The following is a 15,495-nucleotide window of genomic DNA, read 5'->3' as shown; positions in this document are numbered from 1 at the left end:
TAAAAAACGAGGTGTGATGTCGAATGAAGTGGATTTCAACCGTCTCCAAAAAACGGTTGCGGATTGTATTGTACGGCTTTATTCTTTTTGTGATAGCCGCCATCGTCCGACTGTTTATTGTTCAAATTATTCAGCATGACAAGTTAACAGAACTGGCAAAGGAAAACTGGGATCGAGAAATTCCATTCGCTTCAGAAAGAGGAGAAATAGTCGATCGTAACGGTGAAGTCATTGTAACAAATAAATTAGCGCCGACCTTGTATTTTATGCCTGCACAAAATGATAATATTGAACAAGCTGCCAAACAAATTGCTTCTGTCTTAAAAGTTGATGAAAAAAAGTTATATGAAAAAATGAATTCAAAATCGTACTTAGTAAAGCTTGCACCAGAAGCAAAAAACATTACTTATGAACAAGCTGTTGAACTTCAAGGGTTAAAAATCGATGGTCTATATACAGGTGTCGATTATGTTCGATATTACCCTTATGGAAATTTATTATCCCGTTTCATTGGATTCACTGGCTACGATACGCAAGGACTTGCAGGAATTGAATATCAATATGACAAATACCTCACATCAAAAGATGCGGCAATTCGTTTGTTTACGGATGCAAAAGGAAATACTTTACCACACGTAGATGATGAGTGGCGGGAAGGGCATCAAGGAGCAACTGTACAACTAACAATTGATTTAGAAGTTCAGCAAGTGGTTGAAAGAGAATTGTCGCAAGCGATGAAAAAATATAATGCGGAACAAGCCTTAGCAATCGCCATGAATCCAAATACGGGAGAAATTTTAGCCCTTGCTTCTTATCCTACATACGATCCAAGTAACTTAGAAAAAGTGAAACCTGAAATTTATAATCGCAACTTGCCCGTTTGGATGACTTTTGAGCCAGGATCAACATTTAAAATCATTACACTAGCCGCTGCCATTGAAGAAGGGAAAGTGGATTTAGAAAAAGAGACTTTTTATGATAAGGGGTATACAATTGTAGAAGATTCAAGACTTCGCTGTTGGAAGCGCGAGGGACATGGACAACAAACATTTTTACAAGTAGTAGAAAATTCTTGCAACCCGGGGTTTATTGAACTTGGGCATCGAGTGGGTCCAGATAAGTTATTGCAGTACATTAAAAACTTTGGTTTTGGTGAACCGACTGGATCAAACATTGCCGGAGAAGCGAGCGGCATATTATTCTCAAAAGAAGCTTTTGGACCTGTTGAGCATGCAACAACGTCTTTCGGGCAAGGAATTGCTGTAACGCCTATTCAACAAGTTCAAGCTGTATCTGCAGCCATTAATGGAGGGAAACTATTTAAGCCATATGTCGTTTCAAAAATTGTTGATTCAGAAACGGGAAAAATCATTCTTGAAAATCAACCGGAATTAAAACGTACGGTTATCAGTGAACAAACTTCCGAAAAGGTAAGATATGCGTTAGAATCTGTTGTTGCAAATGGCTCTGGACGAAACGCATATCGTGATGGAATGCGTATTGGTGGGAAGACAGGAACTGCTCAAAAAGTAGAAAATGGTCGATATAAGGTTGGGGATTATATTGTTTCTTTCATCGGCTTTGCGCCGAGTAATAATCCTCAAGTCGTTGTATATGTTGCGATTGATAGTCCGAAAAGTTCAGTCGTTTTTGGTAGTACCATTGCAGCACCTATCGTCGGGCAAATTATAGAAGACATTGCGCCAATCATCGGTTTGGAAGTTAATCGGGAAGGGCAATTGGAAAAGCAGTATCGTTGGGGAGATCCAATGACAGAACGGGTACCAAACTTAGTTGGAATGAAAGTGGATGAAATCATGAAGCTTCAATACCCATTCCATATTGAAATGCATGGAACAGGAAAAGTTGTAAAAAGTCAATTGCCTGAACCTGATAATATTATTGAAGTGGATGGAACGATTCATTTATATTTAGGAGATTAAATAGAATTGAATTTTACTGCTCCTGCGGCAAGGAAGCTTTTCCCCGCGGGAGTTCATCAATAACAAGAGAGGAACTTTCCTTATTTTGTTAATAGTACCATGCTTCCATCTATGATATTGTAGAAATCGATTCAGAATGAAGTTTTTGAGGGAGATCTAACATGTCTATTGAAATAACAATAACTATTTTAGCAGTATCCTTTCTTATTTCAGTAATATTGGGGCCGTTGATAATACCAATACTTCGACGGTTGAAGTTTGGCCAAAGTATTAGAACGGAAGGTCCCAAATCCCATATGAAAAAAGCCGGAACGCCAACGATGGGTGGAGTGATTTTCTTAATTTCCATTGTTACAACTACAATCGTTGTTGGAAAAATGCTTCAATTATTTACTACCCAATCCGTTGTTATGTTATTAGTTTTGGCAGGATTTGGTGTCATCGGATTACTTGATGATGGCATTAAAATTGTTTTTAAAAGAAATTTAGGTTTGACTTCATTGCAAAAATTAGTCGGTCAAATCATTATTTCCATTTTAGCCTTTTTACTATTAAGGCTAGGTACATTTGATACTTCCATCAGCATTCCTTTTACCGACTGGTCGGTTGATTTAGGAATACTTTACGTGGCCTTCTTAATTTTTTGGCTCGTTGGTTTTTCCAATGCGGTCAATTTAACAGATGGTTTAGATGGATTGGTGGCTGGCACAGCATCAATCGCCTTTAGTGCCTTTGGCGTCATCGCACTATTTAATGGGCAGACGGATGTGGCATTATTTACTTTTGCAGTAACAGGAGCTTTGCTAGGATTTTTAATTTTCAATGCGAATCCAGCAAAGGTATTTATGGGAGATACGGGTTCTCTCGCTCTTGGAGGAGCTCTAGGACTCGTATCTGTCATTGTAAAGGAAGAATTATTGCTATTGTTTATTGGGCTAGTTTTTGTAATTGAAACATTATCTGTTATCCTTCAAGTAGTAAGTTTTAAAGCGAGAGGAAAACGCATTTTTAAAATGGCCCCTATCCATCACCATTTTGAATTATCTGGATGGTCGGAGCGAAAAGTTGTCGCTGTATTTTGGTCAACGGCATTACTAGTAGCAATGATTGCTGTGATAGCGGAGGCATATTTATGATTCATACAACAAAATTTCAACATAAAAAAGTTTTAGTATTAGGTTTAGCAAAAAGCGGTGTAGCAGCTTCAATGCTTCTACATAAACTTGGGGCATTTGTAACAGTTAATGATGCGAAGCCATTCGAAGAAAATCCCGATGCTCAAAATCTATTGAAAATGGGAATTACAGTAATATGTGGGAGACATCCAGAAGATTTGTTGGATGAAGGTTTCGAACTTGTTGTAAAAAATCCTGGCATTCCTTATACAAATTCAATTGTCAAAGATGCTTTGAAAAAGAATATACCTGTCATTACTGAAATTGAATTAGCATATCTAGTAAGCGAAGCACCAATGATTGGTATTACAGGAACAAACGGCAAAACGACGACGACGACATTAATTTTTGAAATGTTAAAAGCGGGGAATCGCAAGCCGAAAATTGCTGGAAATATTGGGACTGTAGCATGCGGTGTAGCTGAAAATGCCAGCATTGATGAAGTAATTGTAACGGAATTATCATCTTTTCAATTAATGGGGATTGAACAATTTAAGCCCAAAATTGCAGTGTTAACAAATTTATATGATGCACATTTAGACTATCATGGAACTTTTGAGGATTATGCAAAAGCGAAATTTGGTATTACCAAAAATCAAACAGAAGAAGATTATTTAATCTTTAACAAAGATCAAAATGTGGTTGCAGATTGGGCAAGTAAATCCAATGCAACAAAAATTCCATTCAGCGTAAAAGGTCGCATGAAAGAAGGGATTAGTGCTGATGATTCTATGATTTACTGGGAAGGAGAACCGTTTATTCATCGAGAATTGATTGCTTTACCTGGTAAACACAATTTGCAAAATATATTAGCAGCCATTGCTGCTTGCAACATTTATGGATGCGACAAATCAGCGATGGAAGAAGTGTTAAAAAACTTTTCTGGTGTTCGCCATCGTACTCAATTTGTACGTGAATGGAAAGGTCGAAAAATTTATAACGATTCCAAGGCGACGAATTGCTTAGCAACAAAAGTAGCTTTAGAAGCATTTCATCAGCCGATTGTATTAATTGCCGGTGGACTTGATCGAGGACATTCCTTTGAAGAATTGCGTGAAGCAATGAAGAATGTAAAAGCGGTAGTAGCTTTGGGCGAAACGAAACACCGATTTATCGAATTTGCAAAATCTTGCAATGTTAAGAAATGGGAAATTGCTACAAATATCGAGGAAGCTGTTGAAAAGGCTGCGCAACTATCTGAGAATGGCGACGTTATATTATTGTCACCAGCTTGTGCTAGTTGGGATCAATATAAAAGTTTTGAAGTGCGAGGAGATTTATTTATCGAGGCGGCAATGAAGCTTTCTTAAAAAAATGCCAACTTGATTTTGAAGCAAAAATTATTTAGGAAAGGATGCCATCCCTGAAATTTACGTATAAAAGGCTATTTATTATTTCGGCATTCATACTTTCGATTATTGGTGTCATTTTCATTTATTCGGCAGGTACATATTGGAGTGCGATTCACTATGAAGGTGAAATTCCATTTTACATTAAACAATCCATTTATCTTTTATTGGCATTAATTGTCTTCTACATTGTTTCGAATATGCCGATATTTCACAATGAAAAAACATGGATTAGCTTATATATATTTTCTCTCGTACTCCTTGTTCTTGTCTTAATTCCAGGAATTGGTCTTGAGCGGAATGGATCACAAAGCTGGATCGGAATTGGCCCATTGACAGTTCAACCTGCCGAATTAGTAAAAATTACGACATTAATGTATTTAAGTTTTCTATTAAGCAAAGTGCCAAACGGTGAACGGGTTGTCCGACTCCAGCACTTCCTCATCATTCTAATCCCAAGTGCTTTAATCATGTTACAACCCGATTTCGGATCTGTGTTTATTTTAATTGTATCCTCTTTTATATTGCTCTTTATTGCAAAATATCCAATAAAACTGTATGTGGCATTTATCTTACTTGGTGTTGCCGGATTAATCGGTCTAATTGCTACGGCTCCTTATCGTTTGAGACGAATTGAGGCTTTCATAGATCCATGGCAAGATCCGTTAGGAAGCGGTTTCCAAGCAGTACAGTCTTTGCTGGCCATTGGACCTGCTGGGTTACTCGGGCATGGTTTTCAACAAAGTAGACAGAAATTTTTATATTTGCCAGAGCCGCAAAATGATTTTATTTTTTCAATTATTTTAGAGGAAATCGGTTTTTTGGGCGGATGTTTAATCATTGGACTGTTTTGTTTATTTATCTATTCGGGAATAGGAATAGCTCTGCAAGCAACTAGAAGCTTTGATTTTTTCGCCATTAGTTCCCTCGTAGCAATGATTGGTTTTCAAGCAGCATTAAATATTGGTGTTGTAATCGGGCTGATTCCTGTAACTGGTGTGACATTACCATTTATTAGTTATGGCGGTACTTCGTTAATGATTATTTGGTTTATCGTTGGCGTCATCGTATCAATATCCGATAGAACTGTATAATTGGAAAGGAGGAGTAAAAATGGACAAAGTTATTGATATAGAAGAACGCATACCAACTTTGAAGAAAAAAAGAAGAAGACGAACAAACATAAAGTTTGCTGTCATCATATCACTATTTGTAGCGACGTTATTTTTACTCCTTTATTTCCAATCTCCTTATAGTAATATACAAAAAATTACGGTGCATGGAGCGGACTTAGCAAAAGAAGAATATTATTTACAAAAGTCTGGACTTGAAATCGGCCATTCAATGTGGGGGTTTAAAATTTCAAACGTTGAAGAAACTTTACAAGATGAATGGGTCAAACATGTAGTTGTGAAGCGAAAATTGCTTACAACAGTAGAAATTGAAATAGAAGAATATCGAAAAGTAGCCTACATCTTTGAAAATAATCATTTTTACCCGATATTGGAAAATGGGGTTGTTTATAAAAAATCGGAAGAATTTCCTCCAATTGATGCACCAATCTTTTTGCATTTCCATGATGACGAATTAAGGAAATTGGTACTAAAAGAATTGGCTGAACTTGATGAAGAGGTGCTAGCGTTAATTTCACAAATTAATTTAGCTTCTACAGAAACGGATCCATTTGCGATTACATTGTTTATGAACGATGGCTATGAAGTGAGGGCGGAAATTACTTCTCTAGCTGAAAAACTTAAATATTATCCGGCAATCGTTGCTCAAATCGAAAACACTGGAGAGCATGAAAAGGGAATTATCGATATTGAAGTTGGTTCTTATTACAAACCCTATTCAGAAGAATATAAGGTTTTGAATATAGGTACGCAAACTGATAGTGAGAAGGAAGAACAGGATGTGGAAAATGATGAATCCACTTCATAAGAAAAGACAAAATAAATTTAAGAGAAAACATTTTATCCTTCTATTCGTTAGTATCGTAACAGGTTTCATTATTGGCTATGCCTATAATTTGGCAAGAGATGATAAACAATTTGATTCGAATTATTTAGAACAGGAAGATATATACCGCACAGAGCTTATTGAGCAACAAGAGAAAAATAAAGAATTGTTGGATGAGCTCAATGCATTAAAAGCTCAAATAAGAGAATATGAAAAGTCTTTTACTGAAAATACAAATGATTATAAAGAATTAGCACAGGAAGCAGAAAAGCTGAGACTAATACTAGGCGAATTGCCCGCTCATGGCGAAGGAATCAGAGTTACACTAAAGGACGGGCATTACAACCCGAAATCGACAAATCCAAATGACTATATTGTTCATGAAAGTCATATTTTTATGGTCATTAATGAATTAAAAATTTCCGGTGCAGAAGCAATTGCCATTAATGGACATCGGTTGAAACCAAATTCTTATATTCATTGCAATGGTCCTGTGATTACGGTGGATGGAAAACAATATCCTGCTCCTTTTGAAATTGAAGCAATTGGAAATTCAGAAACATTAATTTCTTCCTTAAAAATAGCAGGTGGAGTTTTTGATCAATTATTAAATGATTCAATTATCGTAATCATTCAAACTTTGGATAATATTGAAATGCCTTCAATAAATTCTTAAAAAGGGGGCAGGCAGGTGGAAAAGAAAGTAGTCATTCGAATCACGATCATTTCTTTTATTGTAGGGTTAATGATTGCTGTTCAATATAATACAATACAAAAACCTGAATCTCGAGATACAAGAGACATTTGGGAAATACGCCAAGAGCTATCAGAAGAAAAAAAAGTGCACTCTGAACTATTAAACGAAATTGTTTCATTAAAAAAAATTGCTGCAGAATATGAAGATGCAAACATTGAAGAACAAGGAAAAGTATTACAATCAACTGTTGACAATTTAAGGGAGAGGGCAGGTCTTTCAAAAGTGGTTGGTCCAGGAGTCCATTTAAATATTAGGCCTGCAGAAGAATTGATTCTAAGCGGCTATAGAGTGGAACCAATATCCCCTGATCTTTTAATGAGACTTGTGAACGAAATATATCGTTATAACGGTCTTTATATCGAAATAGATGGACAGAGAATTGTTCATACAACTGCCATTCGGGATATCAATGGAAAAACGACTGTCAACAGTGTTCCAATAAGTAATTCAAATGTAGATATTTATATTATTACGGAAAACTTTGAACAAGCAGAAAAACTTCATAGCTATTTATATGCTTCGACTTTTCAAGATGATTTTTATCTCGATAATTTGATGTTGACAATACACCCAGCAAAAGAGGAGATTACGATTGATGCATATGATGGGGATTTGACTAATACTTATTTGCTGAAGAGTGAAGGGGATTAGAATATGTGGTTACCATTTTTGGGATTGATATTAGGATTAACTTTAGGTTTATTGACCGATATTCAAATTCCTTCAGTATATGAAAATTACTTATCAATAGCTGTACTTGCTGCGCTAGATACCATTGTTGGAGGAATTCGGGCAAATTTGCAACAAGTTTACGATGATAAGGTGTTTATCTCAGGATTTTTCTTTAATATCGCGTTAGCTATTGGACTTGCTTTTTTAGGTGTCCATTTGGGAGTAGACTTATATTTAGCGGCAGTTTTTGCCTTTGGAGTCAGACTTTTTCAAAATATTGCAATCATTCGACGAATTTTGATACAAAAGTGGGAAGACAGACATGTAAAAAAGGATGAAAAAACTGTATAATAGCTGTAGAATTTTATTATGTATTATGTTATACAAGAATTTACTTAGACATATATAGTATTTTAAAATAAAATGAGTGTAGTAGCATTCGAAGGAGGTGCGGTGAGATGAACCATCAAAATATATATATTTCACTCGATATAGGTTCCTCTTCTATTAAAGTATTAATTGGAGATGTAACAGATGGCCAGTTGCATGTTATTGGAGTTGGAAATGTCAAAACGAATGGCGTTAGAAAAGGTGCAATTGTTGATATAGATGCAACCGTTCAATCAATTAAAAAAGCCGTTGAACAGGCAGAACGAATGACGGGAATACAAATTCGAGAGGTCGTTTTAGGGATACCTGCAAATCAAACAGCCTTACAGCCAGTGAAAGGTGTTGTGGCAGTTAATAGCGAAAATCGTGAAATTACAGATGACGAATTAGAGCGAGTATTTGAATCTGCTCAAGTGATGTCGATACCACCGGAGCGGGAACTTGTCAATTTAATTCCAAAACAATTTATAGTCGATAACTTGGATGAAATTAAAGATCCCCGCGGCATGATTGGTATTCGACTCGAAATGGATGCCACAATGATTACCACATCTCGCACATTATTGCATAATGTTTTGAGATGTGTAGAGCGTGCAGGACTTGATATTAAAGAAATTTATTTGCAACCCTTAGCAGCAGGATATTTTGCTTTAACGGAAGATGAAAAGAATCAAGGTACCGCATTTATTGATATTGGTGGTGGTTCAACCACGATTGCCGTATTTGAAGATGGCTTGTTAACTCATATAGGAGTCGTTCCGATTGGTGGCGACCATATTACAAAAGATTTATCCATCATATTAAAAACTCCAACTGAACAAGCCGAAAAAATAAAGAGACAATATGGACATGCCTTCTATGATGATGCTTCGGATGAGGAAGTATTTGAAGTGCCAGTTGTAGGTACAGATGCTACAGAAGAGTACAGCCAAAAATTTTTAGCGGAAATTATCAGTTCCCGTTTGGAAGAATTGTTTGATTTCGTTTTAGACGAATTAGCTCGCTTAGGAGTAAGAGATTTACCTGGTGGAATCGTCATTTCAGGCGGTGTTGCTTCATTAGAAGGAATTGCTCAACTTGCACGCCAAGTTTTGCAAACGCGCGTGAGAATCTATATTCCTGATTATATCGGGGTTCGAGAACCTTCATTTACAACTGCTGTTGGCTTAATTTGTTATGCACATATGGAAGATGAATTTTTTGGAAGAAGCCCGGTATCGAAAGCACCTGTTTATCAAGCGGTAGGTTCAGTTACTACTCCTCCTAAAAAACAATCTCATGCATCTGAAAAAGCTGATAACGGTAATAAATCGAGCGTTATCGATAAAGCAAAAAGGTTATTTGATAAATTTTTTGAATAAATAAAAAGAAGAATATAAAAAACTTAGACTAGTGTGGCAGGAGGAGAAAGAATGTTAGAATTTGATACGAATATTGACCAGCTAGCCAATATTAAAGTAATTGGTGTAGGCGGCGGTGGAAATAATGCTGTAAATAGAATGATTGAACATGGAGTTCAAGGTGTTGAATTTATTGCAGTAAATACAGATGCTCAAGCTTTAAAACTATCAAAAGCGGAAATAAAATTACAGATTGGTAGTAAACTGACTCGTGGATTAGGTGCAGGGGCAAATCCTGAAATTGGTAAAAAAGCTGCTGAAGAAAGTAGAGAACAAATTGAAGAAGTTGTTCGTGGAGCAGATATGGTATTTGTCACTGCTGGCATGGGTGGAGGAACTGGAACAGGTGCCGCACCAGTTATCTCGCAAATTGCAAAGGATTTGGGAGCATTAACTGTTGGGGTTGTGACAAGACCGTTTTCCTTTGAAGGAAAGAAGAGACAAACACAGGCAATTAGTGGAATTGCTGCAATGAAAGAAGCGGTGGATACACTGATTGTCATTCCGAATGATAAACTATTACAAATTGTTGATAAAAGCACTCCAATGCTTGAAGCTTTCCGTGAAGCTGACAACGTATTACGTCAAGGAGTGCAAGGGATTTCCGACTTGATAGCTACACCAGGTCTCATCAACTTAGACTTTGCGGACGTAAAGACAATTATGTCCAATAAGGGATCAGCACTCATGGGTATCGGTATTGCTTCTGGTGAAAATCGTGCGACTGAAGCTGCGAAAAAAGCAATTTCCAGTCCACTACTTGAAACTTCCATTGATGGCGCGAAAGGTGTCATTATGAATATTACCGGAGGAACAAATTTAAGTCTTTTTGAAGTGCAAGAAGCAGCGGATATCGTTGCATCCGCATCTGATGAAGAAGTGAATATGATTTTTGGATCAGTGATTAACGAAAACTTAAATGATGAAATCATTGTAACAGTAATTGCAACGGGCTTTTCAGATGATGCTGCACCTCAAAACACACAAAGTGTAAGACCTTCTTTCAATACTCGCAGCTCACAACCAAACATAGTTCAACAACAACAGCAACAACCAATGCGGGAACGCAATACAGAACCGCAACAGCAAGCGGAATATAATCGCAATCAACAAGAAGATATTTTAGATATTCCAACATTCTTAAGAAATCGTCGTCATCGAAACCAGTAACAGTACCTTTGTTTTATATTAAGAAATAATGTTACACAAAAATAGAAAATTCGACATTTTCTCAAGTAAAATATCTATCTATCAACGAAAAAAGTAGCAAAGGAACAATCTAGCATATTAAAAATTACGCTAGATTGTTCCTTTTTTTATGCATATTTTCTCGGTATATGCAATATTTTGTCAATAAAAACTCCGCTTTCCCTACAACGTTTTGACATTTTCCACATGAAGACAGTGTTAATCTATCAATAGGAGGACGCTAAAATGATTGGAGAATTACTCGTACTATACAATACGTTATTTAATTACTTTTTATTAAAGTTTACGAAGGAAATAACGGGATTGTATGTAAGGAAAAGAAGATTGTTATTCAGTGCATTCATTAGCGGACTCGTGTCTTCAATACTTTATCACACATTTATAGGAGCAGTTGCAAGTTTTCTTTTATTAATTGGACTCGCATTCTCCTTTCGAATTCAAACACTGTTGAAACAAGGAACAGTGTTGCTTGTCGCCACCTTTTTTCTAGGTGGTTTGCTCACAAGTTTATTACCTTTTTTACTTAGACAATCTGATCTTATTTTTTTTATCTTCTGTTTAAGTATCGCTGTTCTTAGTTTAACTTTTATTCATTCGAAGTGGAGAAATATGACAAAAGAAAGGTTGCAACAATCCTTTGTCGTTGATTGTGAATTAGAGCTTTTTCAAAAAACATATTCGTTGAAAGGATTCATTGATACGGGAAATGAATGTGTGGAACCAATTAGCGGAAAACCGGTTCATTTCTTATCGTATCAAGCGGTAGAAGATAAATTGCCAAAAGAGTTAAAAGAAGGATTGCTTACGTGGGACGACAAGAATCCTTATCAACTAACAATGTTTCCTAGCTTTATGTACCCTAAAATCAGAATTTTGATATTGTCAACGGTCCAAAAAGAAACGTCAACCGCATTAGCATTTCGTTTTGACCGTCTGATTCTTTACGGAAACGTAAAGAAGGAAATATTGGATGAATATGTTGTTTTTACTAGACACGATGCTCGTTTTCCGCAGAATGCACAAATGATACTCCACGTTTTAGCGTTGAACTAATTCATAAAGGGGGAGAATGGTTGTTTAAAAAACTGAAAGAACTGATCACGAGAATATTTAGTAAGTTTCGCACTAAAAAAACATACTATATAGGAGGTCATGATTCATTGCCGGTACCATTATCTAGAGAAGAAGAAATGTCAGTAATAGAAGCCTTTATGAATGGTGATATGAAAGCTCGTGATACATTAATTGAAAGAAATCTACGTCTTGTTGTATATATTGCAAGGCGTTTTGATAACACAGGTACACCTATAGAAGATTTAATTAGTATTGGCTCTATCGGATTAATAAAGGCGATTGAAACTTACAATAAAGAAAAGAATATTAAACTTGCCACATACGCTTCTCGCTGCATTGAAAATGAAATTTTAATGCATTTAAGAAAGACAAGTCGTATGAAGGGTGAAGTTTCTTTAGATGAACCATTAAACTCAGATCCAGACGGTAATGAACTGCTACTATCAGATATTTTAGGCACAGATGAAGAAATTATTATGAATGATGTTGAGAAGAAAATTGAACGTGCGTCAATGTTTGAAGCTATTAACGGATTAAGCGAGAGAGAAAGATACATTATGGAATGCAGATTCGGTTTAAACGGTAAAAAGGAAATGACGCAAAAAGAAGTTGCGGATCACTTAGGAATTTCTCAATCATATATTTCTCGCTTAGAAAAGAAAATTATTTCCGAGTTAAGAGAATCCTTAAACCAACCAATCTCATAAAGAATTGGCTGAAATTGGACTAGTAACAATACGCATATTCTTTTCCTTTTCGGACAAACTTAAAAAACAATCCAAGAGATAAAAAGTCTGGAGGAAAAGAAGATGGTGCGTACAAAAGTTGAGCTTTGTGGTGTTGATACTGCTTCTTTGCCAGTATTAAAACATGAAGAAATGAGAGAGCTATTTGTTCGTTTGAAAAACGGAGAAACATGGGTTAGAGATGAATTGGTGATTTGTAATCTACGGCTGGTACTGAGTATCGTCGGCAGATTCTCTTATCGAGGTGAACAAGCAGATGACCTGTTCCAAGTTGGATGTATCGGATTATTAAAAGCCATCGACCATTTCGATTTAAAGCATAATGTAAGATTTTCAACATATGCTGTACCAATGATTATTGGTGAGATTCGAAGACACTTAAGAGATCATCATGCTCTTCGTGTATCAAGATCTTTAAGAGATATAGCTTATAAAGCAATGCAGGCAAAAGAAAAGTTCATATCTGAAAATTTATATGAGCCAACAATTGAACAAATTGCCGAAATGATTGACATGAAAAAAGAAGACGTGCTGTATGCTTTAGATGCAATCCAGGATCCCCTTTCTCTTCAAGAGCCGATTTATTCCGATGGTGGAGATGCAGTATATATCATGGACCAATTAAGGGATGAAGCCGTGTCAGAAGACCAATGGGTTGCGTATGTTAGTGTAAAAGAAAGTATTCAAAAGCTCGATGAACGTCAACAATTAATTCTTGCAAAACGCTTCTACTATGGCGAAACACAAACAGAAATAGCAAAATCCCTTGGAATATCACAAGCTCAAATTTCTAGACTTGAAAAGAATGCGATTGAAACCATGCAAAAAGACTATAAATTAGGATAAGGATCATCACTGTAAAATCCGACGCACTTTTCACAAGTGCGTTTTTATTTTTATAAACAGTAGTATAGTTCCTATTGAGTATGCTTTTGTCGTAAAATAGATTAAATTTTATCTTCTCATCGCTGCTCTAGAATAAATTCAAAAGTATTTTGAAGTTTTCTGAACGAAGTTTTGTATTTTCTTGGAGTAATCATTTATTGAAAGGAGATTCAATTGAAATTTTCAGTAGTTCAACAAAAGGAAATAATTGAGGCGGGCAGTGGCAGATTTATCGGGTACATTATCGATGCAGAAGTTTGTGAACAAACCGGAATGATTACAGCTTTTCTTGTATCAGAACCAAAAAAGTTTTTAACCTTTCTACAAGGTGAAGAACCTGTTCGCAAAGTATTCATCAACGATATTTTAGTAATCGGCAAAGATGTCATTTTAGTAAAAGGAGTTTCTTAATTATTGGTATTCATTGAAAAATAGAGATTTGATTGTTAAAATGAAAGAAACTATAGTTGTAAAGATGGGATTATGATGGCAAATATTCGCGAAAACTTAGAAATTATTCAACAAAGAATAGAAGGAGCCAAAAATAGAGCAGGCCGACAGCATGATCATATTCAAATTATTGCAGTAACAAAACAAGTATCTGTTGAACGCACGAAAGAAGTATTAAATGCAGGATTAATTCATCTTGGCGAAAATCGTCCAGAAGGATTACTTGCGAAAAAAGAATCGATTCAAGATCAAGCTGCTTGGCATTATATTGGCACCCTACAATCAAAAAAAGTAAAAAAAGTCATTAATGAAATTGATTATTTACATTCATTGGATCGTATGAGCTTAGCGGAAGAAATTGAAAAGCGAGCAATAAAACCAGTAAAATGTTTTGTTCAAGCAAATGTTTCAGGTGAAGAATCAAAACATGGCTTGAGCAAAGAAGAAGTGATTCCTTTCATTCAATCCTTAGAAAAATTCAGCAAAATTCAAGTAGTCGGTTTAATGACAATGGCTCCAAATACAGACAACGAAGAAATTATTCGAAAAGTTTTTCGTGATTTAAAAGAATTACAACAAGAGGTTATGAAGCTGAATTTACCGTATGCACCATGCCAAGAGTTATCGATGGGGATGTCCAACGATTATGAGATTGCTATTGAAGAAGGTGCAACTTTTATAAGAATCGGAACAGCTCTTGTAGGATAGGGGGTTGAAAAGATGGGCATGATTAGCAAATTAAAAAATTTCTTTTACTTAGATGAAGAAGAAGAGCAAGAAATTCAACCAACAGCAAAAGAACCAGTTTCATTACCACAAGAGACTGTAACTAGGAAAACTAAAAAAATTGTCAATAGCCATGGTGAAGAGAAAACGTTAAATGTTATTAATATTCAATCTGCAAATTCATTGAAAAACGCCAAAGTGGTTATAGTAGAGCCAAGGGTGTATGCTGAAGCACAAGATATCTCTGAGCATTTAAAAAATAAACGTGCCATCATCGTCAATCTTCAACGAATTGACCATGAGGCTGGAAAGCGCATCATTGATTTTTTAAGCGGCACCGTATATGCTCTAGGTGGGGATATTCAGCGAATTGGTGACAATATTTTTCTATGCACTCCAGAAAATGTTGAAGTGCAAGGTGAAATTTCCAATTATTATTACGACGATATCTAAAATAGAGAGGTAATTAGGAATTTATGGCAATCATACAAATCATATCGATAGGATTTCAAATTTATTCATTAATGTTGATTATTTATATCTTAATGTCTTGGGTTCCAGCATCTAGAGGTACTGCTTTTGGTCAGATATTAGAAAAGTTTTGTGAACCTTATTTAGGGTTTTTCCGAAAATTTATTCCACCGATTGGAATGATTGATTTTTCACCAATTATCGCCTTAATTGTTCTCACATTTATTGAGCGTGGAGTTTATAAAGTATTAAGTTATATTCTATTTTAACGATGGGTGCGGCTCAAAGA

Annotated in this window: 17 protein-coding genes; all 17 read left to right on the top strand. The window is 35.8% G+C overall.

What is annotated here, in order from left to right; all coding sequences use genetic code 11:
• Positions 1 to 23 precede the first annotated feature (23 nt).
• The 17 genes from NSU17_RS03430 to NSU17_RS03350 all read left to right on the top strand — a co-directional run bounded on the left by NSU17_RS03430 (position 24) and on the right by NSU17_RS03350 (position 15,475).
• Positions 24 to 1,943 carry a stage V sporulation protein D gene (locus NSU17_RS03430; RefSeq protein ID WP_340704281.1) on the top strand — a complete coding sequence of 640 codons (1,920 nt, stop codon included), beginning with the start codon at positions 24 to 26 and terminating at the stop codon, positions 1,941 to 1,943.
• Positions 1,944 to 2,104: 161 nt separating this feature from the next.
• The gene (mraY, locus tag NSU17_RS03425) at positions 2,105 to 3,079 is read left to right on the top strand and encodes a phospho-N-acetylmuramoyl-pentapeptide-transferase (RefSeq protein WP_340704280.1); all 975 of its coding nucleotides are present in this window, start codon (positions 2,105 to 2,107) and stop codon (positions 3,077 to 3,079) included.
• A complete protein-coding gene (murD, locus tag NSU17_RS03420; protein WP_340433048.1) occupies positions 3,076 to 4,428 on the top strand; it encodes a UDP-N-acetylmuramoyl-L-alanine--D-glutamate ligase in 1,353 nt (450 codons plus the stop codon). Before mraY ends, murD begins: the two co-directional genes overlap by 4 nt.
• Positions 4,429 to 4,472: 44 nt before the next feature.
• Positions 4,473 to 5,561 carry a putative lipid II flippase FtsW gene (ftsW, locus tag NSU17_RS03415; RefSeq protein ID WP_340704279.1) on the top strand — a complete coding sequence of 363 codons (1,089 nt, stop codon included), beginning with the start codon at positions 4,473 to 4,475 and terminating at the stop codon, positions 5,559 to 5,561.
• Positions 5,562 to 5,580: 19 nt separating this feature from the next.
• Entirely contained in the window at positions 5,581 to 6,408 is an 828-nt protein-coding gene (locus NSU17_RS03410) for a cell division protein FtsQ/DivIB (RefSeq protein WP_340433053.1), read from the top strand.
• Positions 6,380 to 7,102: a DUF881 domain-containing protein gene (locus tag NSU17_RS03405; RefSeq protein ID WP_340704278.1), complete on the top strand. Its 723-nt coding sequence runs from the start codon at positions 6,380 to 6,382 to the stop codon at positions 7,100 to 7,102. Before NSU17_RS03410 ends, NSU17_RS03405 begins: the two co-directional genes overlap by 29 nt.
• Positions 7,103 to 7,117: 15 nt before the next feature.
• Complete coding sequence (locus NSU17_RS03400) at positions 7,118 to 7,834, top strand: DUF881 domain-containing protein (protein ID WP_340704277.1); 717 nt, start codon at positions 7,118 to 7,120, stop codon at positions 7,832 to 7,834.
• A 3-nt stretch (positions 7,835 to 7,837) separates the two neighbouring features.
• Positions 7,838 to 8,206 carry a small basic family protein gene (locus NSU17_RS03395; protein ID WP_340704276.1) on the top strand — a complete coding sequence of 123 codons (369 nt, stop codon included), beginning with the start codon at positions 7,838 to 7,840 and terminating at the stop codon, positions 8,204 to 8,206.
• 107 nt (positions 8,207 to 8,313) lie between these two features.
• Positions 8,314 to 9,606 carry a cell division protein FtsA gene (gene ftsA / locus NSU17_RS03390; protein WP_340433058.1) on the top strand — a complete coding sequence of 431 codons (1,293 nt, stop codon included), beginning with the start codon at positions 8,314 to 8,316 and terminating at the stop codon, positions 9,604 to 9,606.
• Positions 9,607 to 9,657: 51 nt separating this feature from the next.
• The gene (gene ftsZ / locus NSU17_RS03385) at positions 9,658 to 10,815 is read left to right on the top strand and encodes a cell division protein FtsZ (RefSeq protein WP_340433062.1); all 1,158 of its coding nucleotides are present in this window, start codon (positions 9,658 to 9,660) and stop codon (positions 10,813 to 10,815) included.
• A gap of 264 nt (positions 10,816 to 11,079) precedes the next feature.
• Complete coding sequence (locus tag NSU17_RS03380) at positions 11,080 to 11,907, top strand: sigma-E processing peptidase SpoIIGA (protein ID WP_340433065.1); 828 nt, start codon at positions 11,080 to 11,082, stop codon at positions 11,905 to 11,907.
• Positions 11,908 to 11,927: 20 nt separating this feature from the next.
• Complete coding sequence (gene sigE / locus NSU17_RS03375; RefSeq protein WP_096550600.1) at positions 11,928 to 12,635, top strand: RNA polymerase sporulation sigma factor SigE; 708 nt, start codon at positions 11,928 to 11,930, stop codon at positions 12,633 to 12,635.
• A 105-nt stretch (positions 12,636 to 12,740) separates the two neighbouring features.
• Positions 12,741 to 13,520, top strand: coding sequence for an RNA polymerase sporulation sigma factor SigG (sigG, locus tag NSU17_RS03370; protein ID WP_026019001.1), 780 nt, complete (start codon positions 12,741 to 12,743; stop codon positions 13,518 to 13,520).
• Between the two features lie 213 nt (positions 13,521 to 13,733).
• A complete protein-coding gene (locus NSU17_RS03365; protein WP_016837496.1) occupies positions 13,734 to 13,970 on the top strand; it encodes a hypothetical protein in 237 nt (78 codons plus the stop codon).
• Positions 13,971 to 14,045: 75 nt separating this feature from the next.
• Positions 14,046 to 14,717, top strand: coding sequence for a YggS family pyridoxal phosphate-dependent enzyme (locus tag NSU17_RS03360; protein ID WP_340433069.1), 672 nt, complete (start codon positions 14,046 to 14,048; stop codon positions 14,715 to 14,717).
• 12 nt (positions 14,718 to 14,729) lie between these two features.
• A complete protein-coding gene (locus tag NSU17_RS03355) occupies positions 14,730 to 15,188 on the top strand; it encodes a cell division protein SepF (RefSeq protein ID WP_016837494.1) in 459 nt (152 codons plus the stop codon).
• Between the two features lie 23 nt (positions 15,189 to 15,211).
• Complete coding sequence (locus NSU17_RS03350; RefSeq protein WP_016837493.1) at positions 15,212 to 15,475, top strand: YggT family protein; 264 nt, start codon at positions 15,212 to 15,214, stop codon at positions 15,473 to 15,475.
• Positions 15,476 to 15,495 lie beyond the last annotated feature (20 nt).

The sequence above is a fragment of the Ureibacillus sp. FSL K6-2830 genome, assembly GCF_038004145.1.
Taxonomy (GTDB): Bacteria; Bacillota; Bacilli; order Bacillales_A; family Planococcaceae; genus Ureibacillus; species Ureibacillus thermosphaericus.
This window is presented reverse-complemented; position numbering and strand designations above follow the sequence as displayed.

Coding starts and splice junctions, on each gene's coding strand:
- NSU17_RS03430 (WP_340704281.1), top strand. CDS start 24: ATGAAGTGGATTTCAACCGTCTCCAAAAAACGGTTGCGGATTGTATTG.
- mraY (WP_340704280.1), top strand. CDS start 2,105: ATGTCTATTGAAATAACAATAACTATTTTAGCAGTATCCTTTCTTATT.
- murD (WP_340433048.1), top strand. CDS start 3,076: ATGATTCATACAACAAAATTTCAACATAAAAAAGTTTTAGTATTAGGT.
- ftsW (WP_340704279.1), top strand. CDS start 4,473: ATGCCATCCCTGAAATTTACGTATAAAAGGCTATTTATTATTTCGGCA.
- NSU17_RS03410 (WP_340433053.1), top strand. CDS start 5,581: ATGGACAAAGTTATTGATATAGAAGAACGCATACCAACTTTGAAGAAA.
- NSU17_RS03405 (WP_340704278.1), top strand. CDS start 6,380: ATGTGGAAAATGATGAATCCACTTCATAAGAAAAGACAAAATAAATTT.
- NSU17_RS03395 (WP_340704276.1), top strand. CDS start 7,838: ATGTGGTTACCATTTTTGGGATTGATATTAGGATTAACTTTAGGTTTA.
- ftsA (WP_340433058.1), top strand. CDS start 8,314: ATGAACCATCAAAATATATATATTTCACTCGATATAGGTTCCTCTTCT.
- ftsZ (WP_340433062.1), top strand. CDS start 9,658: ATGTTAGAATTTGATACGAATATTGACCAGCTAGCCAATATTAAAGTA.
- NSU17_RS03380 (WP_340433065.1), top strand. CDS start 11,080: ATGATTGGAGAATTACTCGTACTATACAATACGTTATTTAATTACTTT.
- NSU17_RS03360 (WP_340433069.1), top strand. CDS start 14,046: ATGGCAAATATTCGCGAAAACTTAGAAATTATTCAACAAAGAATAGAA.
- NSU17_RS03355 (WP_016837494.1), top strand. CDS start 14,730: ATGGGCATGATTAGCAAATTAAAAAATTTCTTTTACTTAGATGAAGAA.
- NSU17_RS03350 (WP_016837493.1), top strand. CDS start 15,212: ATGGCAATCATACAAATCATATCGATAGGATTTCAAATTTATTCATTA.